The following is a 25,207-nucleotide window of genomic DNA, read 5'->3' as shown; positions in this document are numbered from 1 at the left end:
ATGGGCGAGGTCGTACTCATCGAGGATCGCGCGACGATCCGGATCGTCACTCTCAACCGGCCCGAACGCCGCAATGCCATCGATATCGGTTTGCGCGTTGCCCTGGCCGAACATCTCGAGCAGGCCATGTCCGATCCGTCGGTGCGGGTGATCGTGCTCACCGGTGCGGGTCCGGGCTTCTGCGCGGGCGGCGATATCTCCACCATGGAGCGCATGCCGGAGGAGGCGAGCCGACCGAGAGCCCAAGCGGCACAACGGGTGGTGCGCGCGATCTGGTCCGGGACCAAGCCGGTGCTGGCGGCGGTGGAGGGGGCCGCCTTCGGTGCGGGCGTGTCACTGGCCATCGCGTGCGATCGGGTGGTGGCCGCCGAGGACGCGGTGTTCAGCACCGCGTTCACCGGTGTCGGATTGGCCGGCGATATGGGCATATTCGCCTCGCTCCCGGCCAGGGTCGGGTGGGCGCGTGCCAAGCAGCTTATGCTGTTGCCGCAAAAGCTCTCCGGCAGTGCGGCTTTCGAGCTGGGCCTGGTGGACTCGGTGGTGCCCGCGGGCACCGCGTTGCAGTGCGCGCTGGCCGATGCCGAGCGGATCGCCACCGTCGCGCCGTTGGCGCTGTGTGAACTGAAGGCTTCGCTGGGCCGCTGGCCCGCCGATCCGGTCGCGATGCTCGATCACGAGGTCGATGCGCAGGTCCGGCTCTTCGACACCGAGGATTTCGCCGAAGGTGTCGCGGCGTTCCACGAACGCCGCGCCCCGCAATTTCACGGCCGCTAGGAGCGCGCATGGCCATCGAAGCCCATTTGGCCCCCGTCGATTTCGATTCTCTCCCCGAGGCGTATCGTCGCGCCGATACCGGTGTGCCGCTCTCGGAGCACACCGTCGGTTCACTACTCGCCGATCGGGCGCGGGCCCACCCCGAACGCCTGGCACTCGCCGGAACACCACACGGCGGCACCATCATCGAACGGCTCAGCTACGCCGAGCTGTACGAGCGGGCCGAACGCGTCGCCACCGCGCTGCTGCGCGTCACCGAACCCGGTGCGTACGTCGCGCTCTGGGCTCCCAACGTCCTGGAATGGCCGATCATCGAATACGGTGCGGCGCTGGCCGGTGTCGTGCTCGTCGCGGTCAATCCGGCCTTCCAGGTCGATGAATTGGAATACGTACTCCGGCACTCCGGTGCGACCGTACTGCTGCACGCAGAATCCAACCGTGGCAGCGATATGGCCGCGGCGGCGATCGAGGCCGCCGCGCGAGTGCCCGAATGTTCCCATATCATCAGCCTTGCCGACCGGGCGCGCTGGCAGGCCGAGCCGGGAGCCATACCGATCGTTCGCGGACCCAACGCCACCGATCCTGATGCCCCGGTCATGTTGCAGTACACCTCCGGAACCACCGGCAACCCGAAAGGTGTACTGCTGCGCCATCGCTCGCTGGTCAATGTCGCCAAGATGACTATGAGCGCGGCCGAAATCGAATCGGGCGCGGTGTGTATCGGCCCGCTGCCCATGTTCCATACCGCGGCCTGCGTGATCAGCACCCTCGGTCCCGCGTATATCGGCGGGACTCTGCTACTGGTGGAAACCTTCGCACCCCGAGCGGTATTGGAGTGGGCCGTCGCCGAGCAGGCGAGCGTGTTGTTCTTCGTACCGACCGTACTCGGCGCACTTCTGGACGCCCTGCGCGGAAGCGATCTGCCCGCCCCACGCTTTCGCAGCATCCTCGGCGGGGCCGCGACGGTGGCTCCGGTCCTGATCGACGGCGCGCGCACGGTGTTCGGCGGCACGGTGCACAACCTGTTCGGCCAAACCGAGTTGGCTCCGGTGCTCACCATGATCCGCCGCCAGGACAGTCCGCACGATCAACTCACCACTGTGGGTCGGCCGATTCCCCAGGTGGAGTGCAAGATCGCCCGGCTCGCGGACGGCAGCGTGGCAGCTCTGGGGGAGGAGGGCGAGATCTGCGCCCGCGGATATCAGCAAATGATCGAGTACCTGGGCGATCCGGTTGCCACGGCCGCCACCGTCGACGCCGACGGCTGGCTGCACACCGGCGACCTCGGGTCCATGGACGCCCGCGGCTATATCACTCTCACCGGCCGACTCAAGGATCTGATCATCAGCGGTGGTGAGAACATCGCGCCCGCCGAGGTGGAATCACTGCTGCTGGAGCACGATTCGGTGGCTCAGGTGACCGTGGTCGGCGTACCCGACCCGAAATGGGGTGAGGCGGTCAGCGCGGTCGTGGTGCTGCGCGCGGACTCACCGACGAATCCGGCGGATTCGCTACGCGCGCATGTGCGCGACCGGCTCGCGACCTTCAAACAGCCCAAACGCTGGTTCGTGGCAGACGAACTCCCGGTCACCGCCTCGGGCAAGGTGCGCAAATTCGAGGTCGTACAGGCGATCTCGGCCGGACGTTTCGACGAGATCAGGTGAGCGCGGTGGCCGATATAGCGTCCCGGCGTGCGGCGCTGTGCGAGCAATTCCAGGACTGGACACCGTGCTCACTGGGGAGCTGGCTCGACGAGCGGGCCGCGACCTATGGCGATCGACCACTCGTACTCACCGATGATCTCATCCTCACCTATGCCGAGACCGCCCGGCTCGCCACCGAATTCGCCGACGGACTCGCCGCTCTGGGTGTGTGCGAGGGCGATCATGTCGGTCTGCTGATGGCCAACTATCCGCAGTTCGTGCCATTGAAGTTCGCGATCGCCAAGGCAGGCGCGGTCGCGGTGCCGTTGAACTACCTGTACCGCGCCGACGAATTGGCCTATGTACTCGGTCAATCCGAATGCCGGGTGCTCATCACCATGACGGGTTTCGCCGAGCTGGACTATCTCGGCATGCTCGATGAGATCATGCCCGGCTGGGAGCAGCTCGAGCGCGACGGCACCCGACTTCCACAGCTGCACACAGTGATTCAGTTCAGCACCGATGGGCGCGAGCGCGCGGGTGTGCTCACCGTCGCCGAGCTCGGTTTACTCGGAGACCGTTATCGCGGTGCGGCAGCCGAACGCATCGTGTACCCCGATGCCGTGGGCGACATCCTGTACACCTCCGGTACCACCGGCTCACCCAAGGGCGTCATGGTGACCCATGACGCCGTACTGCGCACCGGATTCGCCTCCGCGCTGACCCGCGCGTTCGGTGACGGCCGCCGGATCCTGTTCTCGCTGCCCTGCTATCACATGTTCGGTTACGTGGAGGGCATCATCGCCGCCACCATGGTCGGCGGTGCAGTCATCCCACAGCCGTCGTTCAGCCCACAGGGCTACCTGTCCGGCATCGAGCGACACCGGGCCACCGACATCCTGTGCGTCCCCACCATGACCATCGCACTGCTCGAACATCCCGAACGCCACAGCTATGACCTGTCCTCGTTGCAAGCGGTGTTGTCCGGGGCCGCGCCCGCACCGGTGTGGCTGTGGGAGCGGGTTCGCGATGAACTCGGTGCGAGCGAGATCGTCACCGGCTACGGCATGACCGAAACCGGCGGGGCCATGACCCTGACCCGCCCCGAGGATCCCTACGAGCTCACCTCGACGACGGTCGGCGCGCCGAAAATGGCCGGGGCCGCGGGACTTACGGACTGTGCGGGCGCGCTCGTGCAGTACCGCACCGCTGATCCCGATACCGGTGCGTTCCTACCCGAAGGCACCGAAGGGGAACTCGTCTCCCGCGGTCCGACCGCCATGCTCGGCTTCTGGGCCAAGCCCGCCGAAACCGCGCGTGGACTGCGCGACGGCTGGGTGTACTCCGGCGATCTGGGCCGGGTGCGCCCGGACGGCTATCTCGAGGTGACCGGTCGCTCCAAGGAGCTCTACAAGAGCGGCGGAGAACTGGTGATGCCCAGGGAGATCGAGGAATTGCTCACCGCGCATCCCGAGATCAGCCAGGCGTACCTGATCGGCGTACCGGATGAGCGCTGGGGTGAGGTGGGGTGCGCGTGCGTGGTGCGCGCACCGGGCTCGACGGTCGGGGCCGCGCAGGTGATCGAAATCTGTAAGACGAACCTGGCTCGATTCAAGGTTCCCAAGCACGTCGTATTCCTCACCGCGACAGAGCTTCCCACCACTCCGACCGGCAAGGTGCAGAAGTTCCGTCTCGTGGAATACGCCAAGGCACGAATGGAGCGACTATGACGGTGACGATTCCGCCGGTGACGAAAGAGTTTCCGCGCGTGGACTATTCACAACTCATCCAGCCCGAGCGCGTCCACGGATCGCTCTACACCGATCCGGCGGTCTTCGCCGACGAACTCGAGCGCATCTGGTACGGCGGCTGGGTGTTCGTCGGTCATGAATCCGAGGTGCCGCAGCCGAACGATTACGTGCGCAAGAATATCGGTCCGCAGGACGTGATTCTGCTGCGTGACCGCGGCGGTGATGTGCACGTGGTCGGCAATCGCTGTGCGCATCGCGGCAATCTGGTGTGCGATGAGCAGCAGGGCAATTCGAGTTCGTTCCGCTGCCCGTATCACGGTTGGACCTACCGCAATACCGGTGAGCTGCTGGGCTATCCGTTCAACAAGGGCTACGGCAAGGTCAAGCTGGACCTCGGACTGGGTGTGGTACCGCGCGTGGAGAGCTACCACGGGTTCGTGTTCGGCAGCTTCAATCCCGACGTACCGCCGCTGCTGGAACATCTCGGCGCCGCTGCCGGGGAGATCGATCGGCTGGCACGGCTCTCGCCCACCGGCAAGGTGCGCCTGGACACCGGCTGGCTCCGGCACCGTACCCGCGCCAACTGGAAACTGCTGGCGGAGAACGAAACCGACGGCTACCACCCGCAATTCGTGCACGGCTCGATCTTCTCGGTGACCGGCTCCACCATCGGCCCGCTCTACAGCGATGCCTCCACCGCTGTGACCCGTGCGCTCGGCAATGGGCACAGTGAGAACGACCTACGTCCGGAATTCCGGAAATTCGCCGAACCCATGCGCTGGTTCGGCACCACCGCCGACCGCGTCCCGGAGTACGTGGCCGCGATGCGCGAGGTGCACGGCGCGGCAGCCGACCAGATCATGATCGAGGGCGCACCGCACGTGATGATCTTTCCCAACCTGTTCATCGCCGAGATCCAGGTCTTCAATATCCAGCCGGTTTCGGCCACCGAATGCGTGCAGTTCGCCACGTCGGTGCAACTGGACGGAGCGAACGAGCTCAACCGGCGCATGCTCTCGCAATCGATCGGCTCGATCGGGCCCGCGGGCATGCTGCTGGCCGATGACACCGAAATGTACGAGCGCAATCAGGTAGGCGTGGCGCAGCTACGGCCCGAATGGCTCGACATCCGGCGTGGTGTGGCACGGGAAACATTGGACGACACCGGTTTCCGTATCGGTGGCGCGACCGACGAAACCGCCATGCGTGCCTTCTGGCAGCACTACAAGACCCTGATGGAGGCGTGATGGGCAGCCTGAGCGATATCGGTCTGGACACGATCGAACAGTTCATCTACCGCGAAGCCCGCTACGCCGACGAACACGATTACACCGCGTGGGAGGCGTTGTGGACCGATGACGCCATCTACTGGGTGCCGGTCGACGGCGGCGCGCACGATCCGGCCACGCACGTCTCGGTCATCTACGACAACCGGCGCCGCATCACGACCCGATTGCAGCAACTGCGCACCGGTAAGCGGTACGCGCAGTCGCCGCCGTCGAATCTGCGGCGCACGATCTCCAATGTCGAGATCCTGCAGCGGTCGGGGGACGAGACCACCGCCGGGGCCAATTTCGTGCTGTACGAATCCAAGCCGCGCGGTATCGAGACCTGGGCAGGACGGGTCACCTATGTGGTGCGCTGGGTCGCGGGGGAGCTCAAGCTCGCGCGTAAGACCGTGGTCCTGGTGAACAGCGCCGAGGCGCTTCCCACCCTCGGCTTCCTGATCTGAGATACGGCAATGGAATCGGAGCGCAGGCCACCGCCGGCCGGGCAGGGCGTGGTGCACAGTGAGTTCGCGCGGGTGGCGGTGAGTATCGATGAGACCGCCAACGGTCCACGTCTGCGCCTGCACGATCTGAAGACCGGCCGGGTGCGGTACCTGGACGCGTTGGAGCTGGAGACCATCGTGTGGCTGGCCGAAGGGCAGATGGAACGACTGCTCGATCCTTCGGCGAACCGGTGGCGAGAAAGGTGACACCGCAACGTGTTCCGGCGGACACCTTCGACTTCGGTCCCTATCTGCGCGATGGGGACACCCTCGTGTGGGGGCAGGCGTGCGCGGAACCGCTCACGCTCACCGAGGCCCTGGTGGCCCAGCGCGACCGGTTCGACAGGCTGCGCTGCTTTCTCGGTATCCAGTTCGCGGGCACCGTCCGGCCCGAGCATGCCGATCACCTGCGACTGGTGTCCTACTGCGGGACCGGTGCGAACCGGGCGCTCGCCAAAGCCGGTGTGCTGGATATCTATCCGGGCCACTACTCGACACTGCCCTGGCTGGTATCGGCGGGTCCGCTCCGTGCCGACGTGGTGCTGGTGCAGTGCGCACCGCGCGATGACGGCCGCTACAGCCTCGGACTGGCCGACGACTACCTCACCGCCGCACTCGATTCCGCCAGGGTCGTCATCGCGGAGGTCAACGATCAGGTGCCCGCGACGGCGGGGATGCGATATCTCACCGATGCCGATATCGACGTCCTCATCGAAACCTCCAGGCCACCGGTGGAATTGCCCGCACTGTCCGAGGATCCTGTCACGATCCGTCTTGCCGAATCGGTCGCCGATCTCATCGAGGACGGGGCCACACTGCAATTCGGCATCGGTGCGGTTCCCGAATCGGTCTTGCGGCAGTTGAAGGACCGCCGGCACCTCGGCATCCACTCCGGACTGCTCGGTGACGCGGTCGTGGACCTGATCGAATGCGGCGCGGTCACCGGTACCCGCAAGCGGGCAGACCACGCGCTGGCGATCGGGGCCATGCTGATCGGAACCCGGCGCCTGTTCGAGGCCGCACACCTGGGCAACACCATCGAACTGCGTCCCGCGTCCTACACCCACAACCTCGAGGTGCTCGCACGCCAGACCCGCTTCACCGCAATCAATTCCGCGATAGAGGTAGACCTCACCGGACAGGTCAACGCCGAAGTCGCGGGCGGCACCTACGTCGGCGCGGTAGGCGGGGCGGCGGATTTCCTGCGCGCGGCGGCATCCTCGCCCGGCGGGCTCCCCATCGTGGCCCTGCCCTCCACGGCCGGGGCCCGCAGTCGCATCGTTACCACCCTGTCCGGCCCGGTGAGCACCGCCCGCTCGGACGCCGGAATCTTCGTCACCGAATACGGCATCGCCGACCTGCGCGGCCTCTCGCTCGCCGAGCGCGCCGATCGCCTGATCGACATCGCCCATCCCGACCACCGCGAGCATCTCGCGAAAGCTCGTATGGAGGAACAACTATGAAACGGGCCGCGATAGTCAGCCCCTTGCGCACGCCGGTGGGCTCGTTCGGTGGCGCATTGCGCGCACTGCCGGCCGAGCAGCTCGCCGCCACGATACTGAAGGCCGTTGTGGCCACCTCCGGTATCGACCCCGCCCGCATCGACGATGTGGCCATGGCCCAGTCCTATGCCAATTCCGAGGCCCCGTGCATCGGCCGTTGGGCGGCGCTGGAAGCCGGACTTCCGGTGGAGCTGCCCGGCTTTCAGACCGATCGCCGCTGCGGCGGCGGACTGCAAGCGGTGGTGACGGCCGCCATGATGGTGCAGACCGGAGCGGCCGACGCGGTCCTGGCCGGTGGGGTCGAATCGATGAGCAATATCGAGTACTACACCCGAGACATGCGGTGGGGTGCGCGCTCGGGCAACGCCACCTTCTACGATCGCCTCGACCGGGGACGTGAACGCTCCCAACCGGAATCGCGCTTCGGACGCATCAGCGGCATGATCGAAACCGCCGAGAATTTGGCCACCGACTACGCGATCACCCGGGCCGCCGCCGATGAGTACGCTGCGCGCAGCCACCGCAGAGCCGCTGCCGCATGGGAATCCGGCAGATTCGACAGCGAAGTGATCGCGGTCGACGTGCCCCAGCGCAAGGGTGACTCGGTCCTGTTCACCCGCGACGAGGGCATCCGGCCCGACTCGACGTCCGAATCGCTGAGCAGACTGGGGGTGATCACCCCGAATGGCACTGTCACAGCGGGCAATTCGAGCCAGCAGAACGACGCCGCCGCGGCCTGCCTCATCGTTGCCGAAGATAAGCTCGACGAACTCGGCCTCACCCCCATCGCCTTTCTGCACGGCTGGGCCGCCGCGGGCTGCGACCCCTCCCGCATGGGCATCGGCCCGGTTCCGGCTGTCGCGAAACTCTTCGCCCGCACCGGACTGTCCTTCGACGATATGGACCTGGTCGAACTCAACGAAGCCTTCGCGGTCCAGGTCCTGGCCGTACTGAAGGGCTGGGGCTTCGACGATCACGACCGCCTCAACGTCAACGGTTCCGCCATCTCCCTCGGCCACCCCATCGGAGCCACCGGCGTTCGTATCCTCACCACCCTGGTCCATGAACTCCGACGCCGCCGCGGCCGCTACGCCCTGGAATCGATGTGTATCGGCGGTGGCCAGGGCATGGCAGCGATCTTCGAGGCCGCATGAGTACCGGCATCGTCTCCTACGCCACCTACCTTCCCGCCTTCCGGGTGCGGCTGGCCGACCTCGGCGCGGCCCTGACCATCGACGCGGGCACCGGCTCGCGGGTGGTCGCCGGCTACGACGAGGACAGCACCACGCTGGCGGTAGCCGCGGCGGCGGCCGCACTGGACCGCGCGCGTGTGCGGTCACTGCACTTTGCCACGACCACACCCGCCTACGCGGACAAGACGAATGCCACGGCGGTGCATGCCGCGCTGGGATTGCCCGCCGATGTCTTCGTGACCGACGTCTGCGGGTCCGCGCGCAGCGCCGTGGCGGCGTGGCGAAGTGCGGCCGCCGGACATGGACTGGCGGTTTTCGCGGATGTGCGGGTCGGACGGCCCGGATCGTCGGATGAACGTGGTGGGGGAGATGGGGCGGCGGCCTTCGTCTTCGGCCCCGCCACCGACTCGCTCGCCGCGATCGTCTCCCAGGTGAGCATCACGGGCGAGTTCCTCGACCGGTGGCGCGCGCCGGGAGCTGTTGCGGGACAGCAGTGGGAAGAGAGGTTCGGGGTCGACCAGTACGGACCCCTCATCGATCGGGCCTGGGCGGCGATCCTGGCGCGAGTTGGGGATCCTGATTCGATGGCGGTGGGTGATCAGCCGGACCACCTGGTGGTGGTCTCACCCAATGCCGGTGTGGTGAAGACCGCCGGAAAGCGGTGGTCGGGCTGCAAGTCCACGACCGTGTCGCCCATCGGGCACAGCGGGACGGCAGATCTGGGGCTGGCGCTCGCGCGAATCCTCGATACCGCCGGGCCCGACGAGACGATTCTCGTGGTGTCGGCGGCCGACGGGTGCGATGCGATCCTGTTGCGCACCACCGATCTGATCGAGCAGCGACGACAGCGGGTGCCGGTGGCTACCCAGTTGGCTGCCGGAGTGGATGTTTCCTACACCACCTATCTGAGTTGGCGCGGGCTGCTCGATCGCGAACCGCCGCGACGGCCCGAACCCGATCGCCCTGCCGCCCCACCGTCGGCACGTGGTGTGGCATGGAAGTTCGGACTGACCGCAAGCTCGTGCACCACCTGCGGTTTCGTCCATTTACCGCCCGCACGGGTGTGCAAGAACTGCCGCAGTGTCGATGCCATGACCGATGAGCCGAGAGCGCATATGCCCGGCACCGTCGCGACTTTCACGGTGGACCGGCTGGCATATTCTCCGGCGCCGCCGGTGGTGGCGGCCGTGGTCGACTTCGACGGCGGCGGCCGATACACCCTTGAACTCGCCGACGGTGCGGCGCAGATGCTCGCGGTCGGCAGCCGGGTACGCCCGGTCTTTCGGCGGCTGTACACCGCCGGCGGCGTCCACAACTACTTCTGGAAGGCCGTATTGCTGTGACCAGCAGAGGTATTCGCGACAAGGTCGCCGTGGTGGCGATGGGCTGCACCCGCTTCGGGGAACGCTGGGATCGTTCCGCCGAGGATCTGATCATCGATGCGGTGGACGAATGCTTCACCGGTAATCCGAGGCTCGATCGCACGGCGGTCGAGGCCTATTGGCTGGGCACTCTGTCCAGCGCGCAGAGCGGACTGCTGGTGAGCAAAGCGCTCGGATTGGACTACACACCGGTCACCCGCGTCGAGAACTACTGCGCCAGCGGCACGGAGTCCTTCCGCAATGCCTGCTACTCGGTCGCCTCCGGGGCCTATGACATGGTCGTGGCGACCGGGGTCGAAAAGCTCAAGGATTCGGGCTATTCCGGTTTGCTACGTGGCGATCCGCCCAACGACGGCACCGCCTCGGAACTGGCGGTCACCGCACCCGCCGCGTTCTCCATGCTCGATCCGGCCTATTGCGCCCGCTACGGCGTCGACCCCGTGTCCATGCGCGATGCCATGACCCACGTCGCGTGGAAGAACCACGTCAATGGCGCGCGAAATCCCAAGGCGCAGTTCCGCTCCGAAGTCTCGAAGACGAAAATCTCCACTGCGCCACTGGTCGCGGGACGGCTCGGAGTGTTCGATTGCTCCGGCGTCTCCGATGGTGCGGCCTGCGCGGTCATCGTCCCCGCCGACCGCGCGCTCGACTACACCGATGCCCCCGTATACGTGAAAGCTGTTTCGGCAGTAGGAAGTCCGGGCCGGGGAGCGGTGGATCCGGCCTACGACTTCACCACCTTCCCCGAGGTGGTGCGCAATGTGCGCGATGCGTACCTCCAGGCGGGTATCACCGATCCGCGTCGCGACCTGGACTTCGCCGAAGTGCACGACTGCTTCACCCCGACCGAACTGGTGCTCATGGAGGATATGGGATTCAGCGACCCCGGCTCGGCCTGGAAGGACAGTCTCGCAGGCGATTTCGATGCCGGCGGTCGTCTTCCGATCAATATCGACGGTGGTCTGAAGTCCTTCGGCCATCCGGTCGGCGCGAGCGGCCTGCGCATGCTCTACGAGTGCTGGTTGCAGTTGCGCGGTGCGGCGGGGCAGCGGCAGCTACCCGATCCGCGAATGGCGTTGACCCACAATCTCGGTGGCCGACCCGGCGCGTGTGTTTCGGCGATCACGGTGGTAGGGCGCGAGCTGGGCTGAGGTTTCGGTGATCGGCGCACTCATTGACCGGTTGCCAATATTTAATCTATATTAAATTCAAATGGAGGTGAGCTTGTGACAGCCGAGGCCGATGCGCCCGTGGTCGAGTACGACGTCAAGGACGACATCGCGTTCATACGCCTGAACCGGCCGCAGGTCGGCAATGCCATGAATCAGGAGTTCGGTGACGCCATCCTGGCGATCGCGACCGAGCTGGCGGGCGACCGGAGCGTGCGGGCCGTGCTGATCACGGGCAATGGCCCGGTATTCAGCGTCGGCGGGGATATCGCGGCATTCAACGAGGCGAGCCCCGACCAGATGGCCGAGACCCTGACCCGGATGGCCATTCCGTATCACGAAGCGCTGCGGCTGCTCTCGCGTCTGGAGGTACCGATCGTGACAGCGGTGCACGGGGCCTGCGCAGGGGGCGGACTCTCACTGCTGTACATCGCCGATATCGCGATCGCCGCGCAGGGCACCAAATTCGCCACCGGATTCGGCAGGATCGGCATCTCCAGCGATGCCGGGAACTCGTGGTATCTGCCACGGCTCATCGGCCATCGGCGTGCGGCCGAGATGTTCTTCGAGGATCGCGTGATCTATGCCGACACCGCGGCCGAATGGGGCCTGGTCACCCGGACGGTGCCCGCCGATGAGTTGGCCGAGGCCGCCGACACCGCGGTCCGCCGCCTGGCCGCAGGGCCCACCCGCGCCTATGGCGAAATGCGCCGCCTGCTCCGAGATTCCGGCAACAGCACGTATTTCGAGCAATTGGCGGCCGAAACCGATGCGCTGCGCCGCACCGCCCGCACCGCCGATGCCACCGGCGCCATCGCCGACTTCATGGCCAAGCGGCGCCCGACCTTCGAAGGACAGTGATCGTGCAGGGACTTGTCATCGACACCGAAGAGCGCGCGCTACTGCGCGACAGCGTGGCCAAGATCGCCGAAAAGTACGGTGCGGCTTACTTTCTGGAGCGCTCGCGGGAAGGACGCAAGGTCGACGAATTGTGGGCCGAGCTGGGGGCCGCCGGAATGCTCGGTGTGCACCTGCCCGAGGAGTACGGCGGTGGGGGAGCGGGGCTGGCCGAACTCGCGGTGGTCATCGACGAGCTTGCCGCGCACGGTATTCCCCTGCTGTTGACGGTGATCTCGCCGGCCATCTGCGGTTCCATCGTGGCCGCGCACGGTTCACCGCAGATGAAGCGGCAGTGGCTGCCGAAACTGGCCGACGGCACCGCCAAGATGGCGTTCTGCCTCACCGAACCCGACTCCGGATCCAACAGTCACGCGGTCAAGACCACTGCTCGCCGCGACGGTGAAGACTGGATCATCTCGGGCGGCAAATACTTCATCTCGGCAGCCGACGAAGCCGACGCGCTACTGGTCATCACCCGCGCCGGGGATCTGGACGATAGTAAGCGAAACCCGTTGTCCATGTTCGTGGTTCCCTCCGACGCCCCGGGCGTGGTGCGCCAGCCCCTGGACACCGCCGTGGTCTCGCCGGATCACCAGTTCACCCTGTTCTTCGATGAGGTACGCGTTGGTCCCGAGGCACTCATCGGTGAGCACGGCAGTGGGCTGCGCCAGGTATTCGCCGGTCTGAATCCCGAGCGGATTCTGGCTGCGGCCATCAGTTCGGGCATCGGGCGATATGCCATCGACAAGGCGGTCCGGTATGCCAAGGACCGGCGGGTGTGGTCGGTGCCGATCGGTGCGCACCAGGGCGTTTCGCATCCGCTCGCCGAATGTCATATCGCCGTCGAACTCGCGCGCCTGTCCATGTATCGGGCTGCCGAGATCTTCGACGATGGCGAAAATGCCGCCGCGGCGGCCAATATCGCCAAGTTCGCCGCCGCCGAGGCGTCGCTGAAGGCTCTCGATCAGGCCATTCAGACCCACGGTGGCAACGGTCTGTCCAAAGAGTACGGCCTCGCCGAAATGTGGTTCGTGGCCCGCCTCATGCGCACCGCGCCGGTCAGCCGGGAAATGGTGCTCAATTTCGTGGCGCAGACCGTGCTCGGTCTGCCCGCATCCTACTGATATCCACACGTCGAAATAGCCAGCAGGGCAAGGAGAATCATGCCTGGAGTAACCGATCGGGTCATCGTCGTCACCGGAGCGGGCGGGGGACTGGGGCGCGAATACGCGTTGCTGCTCGCCACCGAGGGCGCGCTGGTGGTGGTCAACGACCTGGGCGGTGCCCGCGACGGCTCAGGCGCGAGTGAGTCCATGGCCGATGCCGTGGTCGAGGAGATCCGCGCCGCGGGCGGTACCGCGATCGCCAATTACGACAGTGTCGCCACCGAGGAGGGCGCGGCCAACCTGGTCAAGGCCGCCGTCGACGAATTCGGGACCGTGCACGGGGTGGTCAACAACGCGGGCATCCTCCGCGACGGCTCGTTCGCGAAAATGACAGCTGACAACTGGGAATCGGTGCAGCGGGTGCACCTGTGGGGCGGCTATTTCGTCTCCCGCGCCGCGTGGCCGTACTTCCGTGCGCAGAACCACGGCCGCATTGTCATGGCGACCTCCACCAGCGGTCTGTTCGGCAACTTCGGCCAGGCCAACTACGGCGCGGCCAAACTCGGCTTGGTCGGCCTGGTCAACACGCTGTCCATCGAGGGTGGCCGGAACAATATCCTCGCCAACGCCGTCGCACCCCTGGCCGCGACCCGCATGACCGCGGATATCGCGCCCAAGGAAATGCTCGATCAGCTGCCGCCCGCTCATGTCGCGGGCGTTGTCGGCTATCTCATGAGCGATGAATGTTCGGACACCGCGACGGTGGTGGTCGCCGGAGGCGGGCGGGTGTATCGCGTGCAGCAGTTTCAGAACAAGGGCGCGGTCTTCGCCGCGCCGCCGAGCATCGACGAGGTCGCCGCGCAATGGGACCTGATCACCGATATGTCGGGCGCGGAACCCGGCGCCAATCCGCTCGGCTGAATCGAGGTACTGAGATGACCGAAAACAATTGGGACGCACTGGTAATCGGAGCCGGAGCGGGCGGGCTCCTCGCTGCCGCACGACTCTCGCACCTGGGATATCGCACCCTGGTGGTGGAGCGCCTGGACCGTGTCGGCGGGCGTGCCTCCACCACCGAGATCGACGGATTCAAGGTCAACAACGGAGCCATCGTCATCGAACTCGGCAGCATCACCGAGGAAACCTTCGATGAGGTCGGCGCGAAATTCGATGTGCGCCCGGCGAATCCGCCGATCCTGTATCGCATCGGCGGCAAGGATGTCGACGTCACCGGTGGCGGCTGGGGACTGCTGCTGTCCAAACTCACCCGCCAGGGCGCCAAACTCGTCAAGGGCCTGGGTGCGGCACGAGATGACAGCGGACTGCCCGAGTACGAACTGTCCACCGCGGACTGGGTGCGCAAGTACACCAAGAACGAATCGGTCCAGGGCATCTTCCGCAATATGTGTGGATCCATCTTCGCGGTCGGCTCCGAGGAACTACCCGCGCGAGTGTTCCTGACCTACTTCACACGCAAGACTGCCTTCAAGAAGTTCGGGTTCTGCCCCGAAGGCACCATCGGGGTCTGGAAATCCCTGGCCGAGGTGATCGAGGCCAATGGCGGGCAGGTATGGCTATCGGGTGAGGTACGTGAACTCACCTTCGATGATGGATTGGTCAGCGGTGCGCGCATCGAGCGTGATGGCGAAACCATCGATATCAGTTGCCGTTTCGCGGTGAGTGATATCGGCCCCGCCGCCACCGTCGAGTTGGCAGGCAAGCACAACCTGCCCGCCGAATACATCGATCGGGTCGCGGCGGCCGATCGTCCTTGCGCCATGATCACCGTGAATTTCGCCAGCCAAACTCCGCTGTCTCAGGCTCCCGGCATGCTGAGCTTCGCCAAGAGCCGCCGCCTCTGCTACGTCGCCAACTTCACCGCCACCTGCCCCGAAATGGCCCCGGCGGGCTGGCACCTGTACGCGGCGGCGGGCATCCCGAAACCGGCCATCGGCGACTTCGACGAAAAGGCCGAAACCGCACTGATTCTCGACGACTTGCGTGAGGAGATCGCGGGCTTCGACTCTGCCCGGATCCTGTCCATCGCGGTCACCCGTGATGCCTGGCCGCCGCAGCGAGCCGTCGCGGGTTTCGACCTGCCGCACGACACTCCGATCGCCAATCTGTGGAATGTCGGTGACGGTGTGAAGGAATACGCCAACGGCGGCACCACCGCCTGCGCCGAAACCGCGAAACTCGTCGTGGACAAGATCCACGACGCCCATCCGGTGCCCGCGCGCGGATGACGATTCGACTCGTTCGCGCCCGAGCTTGCGGTTCCCGCGTTCTCCGCGGCGGCTGAACCCCGACGCTGCCCCCGTCACCGCATATGGTGACGGGGGCAGCATCGTATCCGGAGCCGGACTGGCGGATCACTCTGTCGTGCAACGTGATCCGCGTCGGCTCACTCAGTGGTCGAGCCCACCCCGGGCCACGAGCTGCGCCGCGATCACATTGCGCTGGATCTCATTGGTGCCTTCGCCGACAATCATGAGCGGGGCGTCGCGGAAGAAGCGTTCGACGTCGTATTCGGTGGAATATCCGTTGCCCCCGTGGATGCGCAGGGCGGTGAGGGCGATCTCCATGGCCACCTCGGAGGCGAACAGTTTGGCCATCCCGGCTTCCATATCGCAGCGCTGGCCGGTATCGGCGCGATCGGCGGCGTGCAGCACCAATTGGCGTGCGGCCGCCAATTTGGTGGCCATATCGGCCAGATAGTGGCCGATGGATTGGTGTTTCCAGATGGGCTGGCCGAAACTTTCACGGGACTGGGCGTAGTGGAAGGCGTCGTCGAAGGCTGCCTGGGCCACACCCAGCGCGCGTGATGCCACTTGAATACGGCCGGTCTCCAGGCCCTTCATCATCTGGGCGAAGCCCTCGCCCTCGACACCGCCGAGCAGGGCATCCAACGGTGCGCGGTATCGGTCGAAGGACAGTTCGCAGCTCTCCACGCCCTTGTAGCCGAGCTTGGGCAGATCACGCGAGACCGTCAGTCCCGGGCCGTGTTCCACCAGCATGATGCTGATGCCTCGATGACGTGGACGGGTCATCGGATCGGTCTTGCACAGCAGTGCGATGAGCTGGGAGCGCCGAGCATTGCTGATCCACATCTTCGCGCCATTGATCGTGTAGCCGTCGGGGTCGCGCTTGGCGGTGGTGGTCATGGCTTGCAGGTCCGAACCGCCGCCGGGTTCGGTGAGGGCCATGGTGGCGCGGATTTCGCCGGTCGCCATGCGTGGCAGGTAGCGCTGCTGCTGCTCTGGGGTGCCGAAGGCCAACAGCAGCTTCGATACCACGGTATGTCCGCCCATGGCCCCGGCCAGGCTCATCCAGCCGCGGGCAAGCTCCTCGGTGACGCCCACATAGCAGGGCATGGAAACCGCGGTGCCGCCGAAGGATTCGGGAATCGCCAGCCCGAAGATGCCGAGCTTTCTCATCTGCTCGATCAACGCCTCCGGATAGGTATTCGCGTGCTCGAGCTCGCGGACCACCGGGCGCACCTCACGCTCGACGAAGTCCCGGACCGTCCGGACGACGAACTGCTCTTCTTCGGACAGCTGGCTCACGGTACTCCCTTGTTCACCGCCGAGCTGGACCTGCCTCGCTCGGTTCTTTACTTTAATATAGATTAAAATATGAGGCGGATGAAAGGATGATTCGTGGGTCAGCAGATTGCGCCGAGATCATGGCTGTCGGTCCCGGCCACCCGGCCCGAGTTGATCGGCAAAGCGGTGCACTCCGGCGCGGAGGGCATCATCATCGACCTCGAGGATTCGGTCGCGCCGAGCGAAAAAGACGGGGCACGCGCAGGATTGGCGAGCATGCTGGCCCGTGCGCGGGCGGCCGGTGCACCGGTGCTGGTGGTCCGGGTCAACGCGCCCGGTACGCCGTGGTGCCACCTGGATGTGGCCGCCTGCGCCGAGCCGGGCGGCCCCGATTCGATCATGCTGCCCAAGACCGACTGTCCAGGAGATATCGCCTTCGCTGATCGACTGTTGCACGGTACGCGGGCCCGCTCGGGCCGTACCGACCCGGTGCGGTTGTACGCACTCCTGGAATCTGCGGCCGCGATCGCGGCCGCGAGGGAGATCGCGCACGCCTCACCGTTGCTGCGTGGTGTGGCGCTGGGTTATGCCGATCTGGGAGCGTCATTGGGCCGCAGGGGAGTGGACCGCTGGTGCCACGCACAGGACGCGATGCTGTTCGCCGCGCGCTCGGCCGGTGTGGAGGCAATAGACGGTCCACAGCTGGGAGTGCTCGTCGATGACGAATTCGCCTCCAGTGCAACCGAATCCGCGCGACTGGGTTTCGATGGCAAGTGGGTGATCCACCCCCGGCAGGTGCCGGTGGTCAATGCCGCCTTCCGGCCCAGCGAGGACGAGATCGCCGACGCCGAAGCCACTGTGGCGGCCGTGCACGCGAATCACCGGCGCGGGATCGGTGCGTTCACCCGGGACGGTCGAATGATCGATGACGCTGTCGCGGCGCAGGCGCGCCGAGTACTGGCCCGCGCAGGTTCGGCGATCAGCGACATCCAGGAGCGGCAATGACATTCGCCACCAAGTCATTCGCGACCGATGGCCCGTACTTCGAGGACCTCGAACCCGGTATGCGATTCGACGGCGCACCCGCGGTGACCCTGACGCACGGGCACGCGGCGGTGCACCAGTCGATCGTCGGCGACCGACTTCGGCTGCCACTGGATACCGAACTCGCCCAACGTGTCACCGGTCGCGGTCCGCTGGCGCATCCGGCACTCGTCTGGAATCTCGCCATCGGGCAATCGACTCTCGCCACACGCCGGGTGAAGGCGAACCTCTTCTACCGCGGTCTGGCCTTCCATCGCGCCCCCGCGATCGGCGACACGCTGCGCACAACCACCACCGTCGTTGCGCTACGGCAGAATTCGCTGAAACCCGACCGCGCTGACACCGGCATGGCCGTCCTCCGTGTTGTCACCGTCGACCAACGGGACCGCCCGATTCTGGACTTCCACCGCTGCGCCATGATCCCTCTCCGCGACCCCGGCGCGGACACCGGTCGCCATGACGATCTCACGACCCTCGGCACCGAGACCGATATCGCCACCGCCGCAGCCTCATTCGCGGGATGGGACCTGTCCGCCCTACCGGCATCCGCCCCATCCGCATCAGAGCTGTCCGCGGGCATGTCCTGGGAGATCACGGGAGGCGATGTCGTCTCCAGCGCTCCCGAGCTGGCCCGCCTCACTCTCAACATCGCAGCGGTGCACCATGATTCGTCAGCAGCAGGCGGTCGCCGACTGGTCTACGGTGGTCACACCATTGCCATCGCGCTCGCCCAGATCAACCGTGACCTGCCGGGTCTGGTGACGGTCCCCGCGTGGCGCGGGTGCGATCACACCGCGCCCGTCTACGAGGGAGACACCCTCCGCACCGTCTTGACGATCGAGAACCTCACCTCGGTGGGCGCCCACGGCACACTGCTCGACCTGCGGGCAGTTGTATCAGCAGACCGCGATGGTGAGAGCGTGTCGGTCCTGGACTGGCGTTTCCTCGCCTTGAACCGTTGAGTGCCGTCCGGTTCACGTGGTCAGCGGCCGGAAGTGAATTGGACGGTCCGGCGTGCGGCGGCGATCACGGCTGGCGATTCCCTTGCGCTGATGCTCTTCAGCGGCGACGACCGCCTCGATGAAAGTGGTTGGCGCACAATAGTTGCACCTGGTTAGCCGAACCTGCGATAACCTCGTGACCGAAGCGTCCTCCAACGCCTCGGGGCGAACTGAAAGGGGATAGTCGGTGCTGATCACGAATGTCAGGCTCGTCAACGAGCACGGCGGGGAAGCTCTCGTAGACGGGTACACCGTCGATGAGGTCGATGGCCGCGAGATCATCCGGGGCACGTGCACCGTAACCAAGGACTGGGACAGGGATCAGGTGAGCCTGGTGTTCCGTCCGCGAACAATCGGTGTCGTGGACTTTCGATCGGCCCTTCTCGAGGACTCTCACGATGGCGAGATCGACCAGACCGCAGATGATCTGACCCCGATCGAGTACCTGGTCAAACGCACCGAAGTCAACACGGTTGTCACGATCCCGGATGTGCTGACCTTCTCGTGGGATCACGTCGAGAACGAGACGTGCACTTTCGCCTTCTGGATCGAGTTCCGGGGCTGACCGCAATCCCGTCCGGCGCCGATTACGAGCAACCTCGTTCGCCTGCGGCAGAGTGGTGTTCTGTGGGAGGCTTGAGGGGTTGGTCGCGCCCAGATCCTTTGTGCCAGAAGGCATCTTGGACGGTTCGACAGTCGCAGTGTCACCAGTGAGCGCAAGTCGCCGATTCTGCGCCGATACAGGGGAGGCGCAGATCGATGACACAAGTCACCAGCATCAATCCCAACGCAGCTGAATTCGGCGGCGGTGCACAGATATTCGTCTCCGGGTCGGGTTTCACTCGCGCAACCCGGGTCTTCTTCCAGGACGGGGACTCCCGGCAGTACCCCGCGCAGTTCACTGTGAACAGCGATACTCAGATGACTTTGACCTGCCCTGCGCTCGATCGCGACCGTTGGACGCACCTGATCGTCCTCGCTGATGGCGAGAAGCCCGCGAACGGTGGTCGCGACAGCGAGTTCCACTTCACCGAGCCGAGCACCGCGGAGGATGAAGCGCCGCCGGATACTTCTATCTGTCCGGATTCAGAGAATGAAGCGCTCAACTGGGCTTTCGCCGAAACGTGGCCGTCACGTCAGCGCGTAACGCAGACATCCCGACACAAAATCTATGGGAAAACGAGGTTCAACGGCTGGGGCCAGCTCGTTGCCGGAGCCGACGGCTTGGTTCGAGTAGTGCCCGGCGTGCCGGGCGCGGATTCGCAACTATGGCGAGCCGTTCGCGCTACCGACCCGAGCGACACCGTCGTGCACATCCCATGCGGGAAACTGCAATTCGGCATCAGCATCAGCCTGGTGCCGAATCAGAACAACAAGCTCACGGGCAGTATGAGCGGCACCGTCCGAGCAACCACAAAAGACGTGCCACATTTCTGGTACATATGCCGCGGCGACCATATGGATAGCGATACATACAACCTGTATCACAAGTATGGGGTAGCCAGCCGAGCCGGATTGCAGATCAATGCGACCAACGAAGTGGTCTGGGGCAAGACCGCCGGTGTTATCGACCTGGAAATCAAGTTCGGAGATCAGGACTAGCGGCGCACAGGCCCGACGCCGATCACCGCTGTGCGACAGCACCTTGCTCGTGACAGTTCAGGGTGCTCGTTTCGGTGGCGAGTCGAGGGTGTCTCTGGATTGAGCGTCGTAACCCGCTGCGCCAATTGCCCGGCTCGCCGCCGCGGTGCAGTCGCGATGAGGTGGCAAAATTCGCCTTAGCTCTCGCCAGATCACCGAGCAGTTCTCGAACATCGTCAGGAACAGGGGCCGGTTCGATGACAGGGAAACCCGTTCGCGCGCAGGTATGGACTCGGCCCATCGTGGTCGTCGGTCTGCTGATGGCGTTGCTGTCTCTGATGTATCTCGGGTACGTCGTCAACCCCGAGAAGAATCTGCACGACTTTCCGATCGCGCTGGTCAATCAGGACGTCGGTGACACATTGGGTGGACAGCCCACCAACGTAGGCGACCAGATCGCGACCGCGTTGGCGCAGAACATTCCCGCAGACAAGGTCGACCTGACGGTCACGGGCATCCCCGAAATGCAGAAGCTGTTGCTGGACGGGAAGATCTACGGCGCGATCATCATCCCGAACGACTTCACCAAGCGACTCGGCATTCTCGGCACCGCCAGCGTTGTCTCCGGCAAGGTAGAGCGACCCGTCATCACCATCCAGACCAATCCTCGCATCGGTAGTTACGCCACCAGCATCACCCTGCGCATCACCGAGCAGGCGCTGGCGAAGGTGAACGAGACGGTCGGCAGGCAACTCACCGACACCGTCGACGCCCAACTCCGTCCGACGCCGGACACTGCGGCGCCACCGGTGTCCGGGGCCGCTCAACTGACCCTCGCCGAACCTGTCGATGTGGTCATCACGCCATTCCGACCGCTGCCAGACGGCACCGGCGGCGGCCTGTCGGCCTTCTTCTACACGCTGTTGGTGCTGCTGGCCGGATTCACCGGAGCCATGATCATCCACACGATGGTGGACGCGGCCCTCGGCTTCACCCCGACCGAATACGGCCCCTGGTACGTGCACTATCCATCGACGCCCATCTCGCGGCTGCGGACTCTGCTGCTCAAGTGGGGGATCGTGGCGATCGTCGCACCGCTCGTTTCGGCCGTATTCCTCGCCGTCGCAACACTTCTCGACATGCCCATCGACCGGGCACCGATGCTGTTCCTCTACAGCACGTTGGCGATCATCGCGGTCGGCGTCACCGCGCTCTCGGTGCTCGCCGCATTCGGATCGGCCGGTCTGTTGGTGAACCTGATCCTGTTCATCGTGCTCGGTCTGCCCTCCGCAGGCGGATCCGTCCCCATCGAAGCGACCCCGAAAGCCATGGGCTGGCTCTCGACCTTCGAGCCGATGCACCAGGTCTTCCTCGGCATCCGGGCCATTCTGTACTTCGACGCCCGCGGCTCTTCAGGTCTGGCCCACGGCACCTGGATGACCTTGCTCGGCCTGCTGATCGGACTGTGCTTCGGTGCGGCGATCACTGCCTTCTACGACCGAAAAGGACTGCACCGCAGCGCTGATCGGACCCGTGTTACCGAGGAGTGAACCTACCGCCCCGCCTCCGCTACACGATCAGAGTGCGAATACGAAACTCACGCCCTGTCGTCGGCCGGTATCCGGTTGCGGAAGCGGTCGGATTCGCTGGGGCCGTTCGGCGTGAACGGGTCGGTGTCGCGGTGGTAGGGGCCGGGTTTCGGGCGGGCCTCGCCGCCGGGGAAGGCGAGGCGGGCGATGGTGCGGTGGACCATTGCCCACTGCCGGGTGAGGGGGCCGGAGTTGTAGGGGAGTTGGTAGCGTTCGCAGAGATCTTTGACCCGAGGGGCGATTTCGGCGTAGCGGCTGCTCGGCATGTCGGGGAACAGGTGGTGTTCGACCTGGTAGCCGAGGTTGCCGCTGATGATGTGGAACAGCGGGCTGCCTTCGATGTTGGCGGCGCCGACCAGTTGCCGGGCGTACCAGCCGCCGCGGGTTTCGTTGTCGACCTCGTCCTGGCTGAAAGTGTAGGTCTGGTCGGGGAAGTGGCCGCAGAAGATGATGCCGTGCGCCCATACGTTGCGAATGATGTTGGCGGTGAACGTCGCGGCGACGGTGGCCAGGAAGGTGCGTTCGGCTCCGGGGAGCAGTCTGTCGAGCAGGTTTGCGGTCGTGCCGACACCGCGCTTGCCGCTGATTGCCCTGAGCCCCTTGCCGATTCGTGAGGTCTTGGGCTGCGGCAGTCGCCCGCGCAGTACCAGCTGCGCCGCGCCGAACGCCGCCGCGCTCACCAGTGGCCAGCCGATGTAGTCCTTGGTGATCTGCGCTCGTGCCTTGCCTGCGATGCCTTTGAGGTCCTGCCAGACCTCGGGTATCGGTTTGTCCCCGGCGCGAATGGCCTCGATATCCAAATCGTGCACGGCCACTCCCCATTCGAAGAAGGCCATGAGCAACACGTTGTAGAACGGCTGGGCGAGGTAGACCGGACTCCATTTCTGGTTCGGGTCGATCCGCATGATCTCGTAGCCGAGATCCTTGTCCTTGCCACGGATATTGGTGAAGGTGTGGTGAATGTAGTTGTGGGAGTGCTTCCATGCCTCCGCGGTGGAGGCGGTGTCCCAATCCCAGACCGTGGAGTGGATGTCCGGATCGTTCATCCAATCCCATTGGCCGTGCATGATGTTATGGCCGATCTCCATGTTCTCCAGGATCTTCGCCATGCCCAGGCAAGCGGTGCCGGCTAACCAGGCCGGTGGGGAGACCGAGCCCAGCATCAGGGCCCTGCCGGCGACGGCGAGCTGGCGCTGGGTGGTGATGACGGATTTGATGTAGCGGCGGTCGCGATCACCGAGGTCGGCGTAGACCTCGGCGTGGATGGCGTCGCATTCCTCGGCGAGCTGTTCCAGCTGCCGATCACTCAGGTGTGCAAGGGGATTGGGTGCAGTCATGGTGGATCCTTTCGATCAGAGGTCGATGTCGATGTCGCCCTCGGCGGTGTTCACACAGATCCGCACCGCCTGGCCGGTGGGTTCGCCGATCTCGCCGGTGCGCAGATCGCGCAGCTTGCCCGAGCGCAGGACACCGGTGCAGGTATGGCAGATGCCGATGCGGCAGCCGTGCCGCAGATCCAGTCCCGCCTGTTCACCGGCGACGAGAATCGGTGTGCCGCCGTCACATTCGGCGTCGGTGCCGCTGCGCCGGAAGTGCACCAGTCCGCCCTGCCCGCTGTGCTCCGCGCCGCCGATGATGGGCTGAAAGCGTTCCATATGCAGTCGGTCCGCGATGCCGTGCGTGTCCCAGTGCGCGGTGAGCGCGTCCAGCATTTCCGGCGGGCCGGAGCAGAACGCCTCTCGTTCACGCCAATCCGGGCACAGGGTGTCCAGATCGCCGGGGGTGAGCCTGCCGTGCTCTCCCGTCAGCCGGATGTCCAGCCGAAGACCCGGATAGCGGCGGTCCAGATCCCGCAGCAGCGCATCGAACATCACCTGCGCGGGCTCGTGCGCGGAATGCGCGACAACCACATCGCCGAGCGATCCACGCCGATCCAAACTGCGCAGCATGCCCGCGATCGGCGTGATACCGCTTCCGGCGCTGAGGAACAGCAGCTTCGCGGGTGCCGGTTCGGGCAGGGTGAACACGCCCTCGACCTCACCGAGCCGAACCACCTCGCCCGGCTGGATCTTCCGGACCAGATACGGCGAAACAACCCCGCCCTCCACGACTTTCGGCGTCACCGATATCAGCCCGTCGGCCGCATCCGGATCCGAGGTCAAAGAGTATGCGCGCCAATGGAATATGCCATCGATGAGCACCCCCAACCGAACATACTGACCCGGCCGATGCCCACCCCACTCGTACCCGGGCCGAATGAACACCGACGCCGCCTGCGACCCCTCCGGCACCACCTTCTCCACCCGCCCACGCAACTCACGCGTGGTCCACAGCGGATTGATCATCTCCAGGTAGTCGTCAGGCCGCAGCGGTGTGAACAGATGTCTGATCGCTCGCAGGAGCACCAGCCTCCCGCGCGATACTTTCGGTCGAGCACCCCGTTCCGCCATGTAAGAGGCGTAACACCTGTGCACTGAATTAAACACCGGTTGTGAGATGTCCCTACAAACCGTCGAATTAATCGCCGCGAGCGGGAGAACGCTCGTTCACCCGACTGCCACCCTTGTCACTGCTGACAGCGGTTATCGGCGAACATCCAGCATTCCCTCATGGCCCATGCCGCGCTGACCGAGGCGGTGCGAGAGCCGCAGTGGCAAGGGCAAGTCCCGGTCACCGAGATGGTTTTGCGCCCGTGATGCCTCGAGCTGCACCGCTCGAATGTCTATGTCCCCCAATAAACTTCGCCCTATTGACATTTAGAGACCGATTGGTTGCAATCTGCGGTGTGACCGAAACCCAGCATGTGCGCCGCACCCAGGCCGAGCGCACGGCATCCACGAAGGCGGCGTTGGTGGACGCGACGATCGACACGATCGCCGAGATCGGCTACTACCGTGCTTCCCTCGGCGAGATCTGTACCCGGGCAGGGGTATCCAAGGGCGGGCTGTTCCGCCATTTCGACTCGCGGCTCGCGCTGGTCGTCGAGGTTGCCGAAGAGGTCGGTCGCCGACACCTCGCGGGCTTTCTCGCTCTCGGTGACGCGCCCGTCGAACAGATGCTCGCGTTGACGCGAAACCAGTCGCGAGCGCAGATCAACGCGGTCTGGTTCGAATTGCTGATCGCCGCGCGCACGGACGCCGAGTTGCGTGAGCAGCTCACTCCGGTGGCGGCCCGGCTCTACGCCGCCGTCGACGAGCTCGCGGTTGTGCCCTCGGTGGGCGCCGGAGTCGATCCAGCGGTGCTCCGGTTGATGGGC

24 protein-coding genes are annotated in these 25,207 nt (G+C 65.3%); 20 read left to right on the top strand and 4 right to left on the bottom strand.

Annotated elements, in window-relative coordinates:
• The 14 genes from ACFC4D_RS21010 to ACFC4D_RS20945 all read left to right on the top strand — a co-directional run bounded on the left by ACFC4D_RS21010 (position 1) and on the right by ACFC4D_RS20945 (position 15,437).
• Positions 1-774 (top strand): enoyl-CoA hydratase/isomerase family protein, encoded by a 774-nt coding sequence (locus tag ACFC4D_RS21010; RefSeq protein WP_375956743.1) that lies wholly within the window; start codon positions 1-3, stop codon positions 772-774.
• An 8-nt stretch (positions 775-782) separates the two neighbouring features.
• Positions 783-2,438 (top strand): class I adenylate-forming enzyme family protein, encoded by a 1,656-nt coding sequence (locus ACFC4D_RS21005; RefSeq protein ID WP_375956745.1) that lies wholly within the window; start codon positions 783-785, stop codon positions 2,436-2,438.
• On the top strand, positions 2,435-4,147 hold the full coding sequence (locus ACFC4D_RS21000; RefSeq protein ID WP_375956748.1) for a class I adenylate-forming enzyme family protein: 1,713 nt from the start codon (positions 2,435-2,437) through the stop codon (positions 4,145-4,147). Before ACFC4D_RS21005 ends, ACFC4D_RS21000 begins: the two co-directional genes overlap by 4 nt.
• Positions 4,144-5,415 (top strand): Rieske 2Fe-2S domain-containing protein, encoded by a 1,272-nt coding sequence (locus ACFC4D_RS20995; RefSeq protein ID WP_376065588.1) that lies wholly within the window; start codon positions 4,144-4,146, stop codon positions 5,413-5,415. The genes ACFC4D_RS21000 and ACFC4D_RS20995 overlap by 4 nt, the downstream gene beginning before the upstream one ends.
• Positions 5,415-5,900 (top strand): aromatic-ring-hydroxylating dioxygenase subunit beta, encoded by a 486-nt coding sequence (locus ACFC4D_RS20990; RefSeq protein ID WP_375956754.1) that lies wholly within the window; start codon positions 5,415-5,417, stop codon positions 5,898-5,900. Before ACFC4D_RS20995 ends, ACFC4D_RS20990 begins: the two co-directional genes overlap by 1 nt.
• A gap of 9 nt (positions 5,901-5,909) precedes the next feature.
• A complete protein-coding gene (locus ACFC4D_RS20985; RefSeq protein ID WP_375956757.1) occupies positions 5,910-6,146 on the top strand; it encodes a hypothetical protein in 237 nt (78 codons plus the stop codon).
• Positions 6,143-7,402 carry an acetyl-CoA hydrolase/transferase family protein gene (locus tag ACFC4D_RS20980; protein ID WP_375956760.1) on the top strand — a complete coding sequence of 420 codons (1,260 nt, stop codon included), beginning with the start codon at positions 6,143-6,145 and terminating at the stop codon, positions 7,400-7,402. Before ACFC4D_RS20985 ends, ACFC4D_RS20980 begins: the two co-directional genes overlap by 4 nt.
• Positions 7,399-8,595 carry an acetyl-CoA C-acetyltransferase gene (locus ACFC4D_RS20975; protein ID WP_375956763.1) on the top strand — a complete coding sequence of 399 codons (1,197 nt, stop codon included), beginning with the start codon at positions 7,399-7,401 and terminating at the stop codon, positions 8,593-8,595. The genes ACFC4D_RS20980 and ACFC4D_RS20975 overlap by 4 nt, the downstream gene beginning before the upstream one ends.
• Positions 8,592-9,977, top strand: coding sequence for an OB-fold domain-containing protein (locus ACFC4D_RS20970; RefSeq protein ID WP_375956766.1), 1,386 nt, complete (start codon positions 8,592-8,594; stop codon positions 9,975-9,977). The genes ACFC4D_RS20975 and ACFC4D_RS20970 overlap by 4 nt, the downstream gene beginning before the upstream one ends.
• A complete protein-coding gene (locus tag ACFC4D_RS20965; protein ID WP_375956769.1) occupies positions 9,974-11,167 on the top strand; it encodes an acetyl-CoA acetyltransferase in 1,194 nt (397 codons plus the stop codon). Before ACFC4D_RS20970 ends, ACFC4D_RS20965 begins: the two co-directional genes overlap by 4 nt.
• A 75-nt stretch (positions 11,168-11,242) precedes the next feature.
• The gene (locus ACFC4D_RS20960; RefSeq protein WP_375956772.1) at positions 11,243-12,046 is read left to right on the top strand and encodes an enoyl-CoA hydratase/isomerase family protein; all 804 of its coding nucleotides are present in this window, start codon (positions 11,243-11,245) and stop codon (positions 12,044-12,046) included.
• The gene (locus tag ACFC4D_RS20955; protein ID WP_375960694.1) at positions 12,046-13,209 is read left to right on the top strand and encodes an acyl-CoA dehydrogenase family protein; all 1,164 of its coding nucleotides are present in this window, start codon (positions 12,046-12,048) and stop codon (positions 13,207-13,209) included. The genes ACFC4D_RS20960 and ACFC4D_RS20955 overlap by 1 nt, the downstream gene beginning before the upstream one ends.
• Before the next feature lie 39 nt (positions 13,210-13,248).
• Positions 13,249-14,112 (top strand): SDR family oxidoreductase, encoded by an 864-nt coding sequence (locus tag ACFC4D_RS20950; protein WP_375956775.1) that lies wholly within the window; start codon positions 13,249-13,251, stop codon positions 14,110-14,112.
• 14 nt (positions 14,113-14,126) lie between these two features.
• Complete coding sequence (locus tag ACFC4D_RS20945; RefSeq protein ID WP_375956777.1) at positions 14,127-15,437, top strand: phytoene desaturase family protein; 1,311 nt, start codon at positions 14,127-14,129, stop codon at positions 15,435-15,437.
• 162 nt (positions 15,438-15,599) lie between these two features.
• Here ACFC4D_RS20945 and ACFC4D_RS20940 read toward each other — a convergent pair whose 3' ends face one another.
• Entirely contained in the window at positions 15,600-16,757 is a 1,158-nt protein-coding gene (locus ACFC4D_RS20940) for an acyl-CoA dehydrogenase family protein (RefSeq protein WP_376065586.1), read from the bottom strand.
• A 93-nt stretch (positions 16,758-16,850) separates the two neighbouring features.
• Between ACFC4D_RS20940 and ACFC4D_RS20935 the strand changes: the two genes are divergently transcribed.
• Both ACFC4D_RS20935 and ACFC4D_RS20930 read left to right on the top strand, forming a co-directional pair.
• Positions 16,851-17,741 (top strand): HpcH/HpaI aldolase/citrate lyase family protein, encoded by an 891-nt coding sequence (locus ACFC4D_RS20935; RefSeq protein WP_375956783.1) that lies wholly within the window; start codon positions 16,851-16,853, stop codon positions 17,739-17,741.
• A complete protein-coding gene (locus ACFC4D_RS20930; protein WP_375956786.1) occupies positions 17,738-18,742 on the top strand; it encodes a MaoC family dehydratase in 1,005 nt (334 codons plus the stop codon). Before ACFC4D_RS20935 ends, ACFC4D_RS20930 begins: the two co-directional genes overlap by 4 nt.
• 12 nt (positions 18,743-18,754) lie before the next feature.
• Here ACFC4D_RS20930 and ACFC4D_RS20925 read toward each other — a convergent pair whose 3' ends face one another.
• Complete coding sequence (locus ACFC4D_RS20925; RefSeq protein ID WP_375956789.1) at positions 18,755-18,979, bottom strand: hypothetical protein; 225 nt, start codon at positions 18,977-18,979, stop codon at positions 18,755-18,757.
• On the opposite strand from ACFC4D_RS20925, the gene ACFC4D_RS20920 reads away from it, so the two are divergent.
• The 3 genes from ACFC4D_RS20920 (at position 18,969) to ACFC4D_RS20910 (ending at position 21,912) form a co-directional block, all read left to right on the top strand.
• Positions 18,969-19,346, top strand: a complete 378-nt coding sequence (locus ACFC4D_RS20920) for a hypothetical protein (RefSeq protein ID WP_376065584.1) — start codon at positions 18,969-18,971, stop codon at positions 19,344-19,346. The genes ACFC4D_RS20925 and ACFC4D_RS20920 overlap by 11 nt on opposite strands.
• A gap of 194 nt (positions 19,347-19,540) precedes the next feature.
• Positions 19,541-20,383, top strand: coding sequence for an IPT/TIG domain-containing protein (locus tag ACFC4D_RS20915; protein WP_376065583.1), 843 nt, complete (start codon positions 19,541-19,543; stop codon positions 20,381-20,383).
• Between the two features lie 236 nt (positions 20,384-20,619).
• Positions 20,620-21,912, top strand: coding sequence for a YhgE/Pip domain-containing protein (locus tag ACFC4D_RS20910; RefSeq protein ID WP_376065580.1), 1,293 nt, complete (start codon positions 20,620-20,622; stop codon positions 21,910-21,912).
• Between the two features lie 47 nt (positions 21,913-21,959).
• Here ACFC4D_RS20910 and ACFC4D_RS20905 read toward each other — a convergent pair whose 3' ends face one another.
• Positions 21,960-23,288: a fatty acid desaturase family protein gene (locus ACFC4D_RS20905; RefSeq protein WP_376065577.1), complete on the bottom strand. Its 1,329-nt coding sequence runs from the start codon at positions 23,286-23,288 to the stop codon at positions 21,960-21,962.
• 15 nt (positions 23,289-23,303) lie between these two features.
• Positions 23,304-24,401 (bottom strand): ferredoxin reductase, encoded by a 1,098-nt coding sequence (locus tag ACFC4D_RS20900; protein ID WP_376065574.1) that lies wholly within the window; start codon positions 24,399-24,401, stop codon positions 23,304-23,306.
• A 335-nt stretch (positions 24,402-24,736) separates the two neighbouring features.
• On the opposite strand from ACFC4D_RS20900, the gene ACFC4D_RS20895 reads away from it, so the two are divergent.
• A partial coding sequence (locus ACFC4D_RS20895) for a TetR/AcrR family transcriptional regulator (protein WP_376065572.1) occupies positions 24,737-25,207 on the top strand: 471 nt, incomplete at its 3' end.

Origin of the sequence: Nocardia sp. NPDC056000 (assembly GCF_042269265.1) — a bacterium.
Classification (GTDB): Bacteria; Actinomycetota; Actinomycetes; order Mycobacteriales; family Mycobacteriaceae; genus Nocardia.
This window is presented reverse-complemented; position numbering and strand designations above follow the sequence as displayed.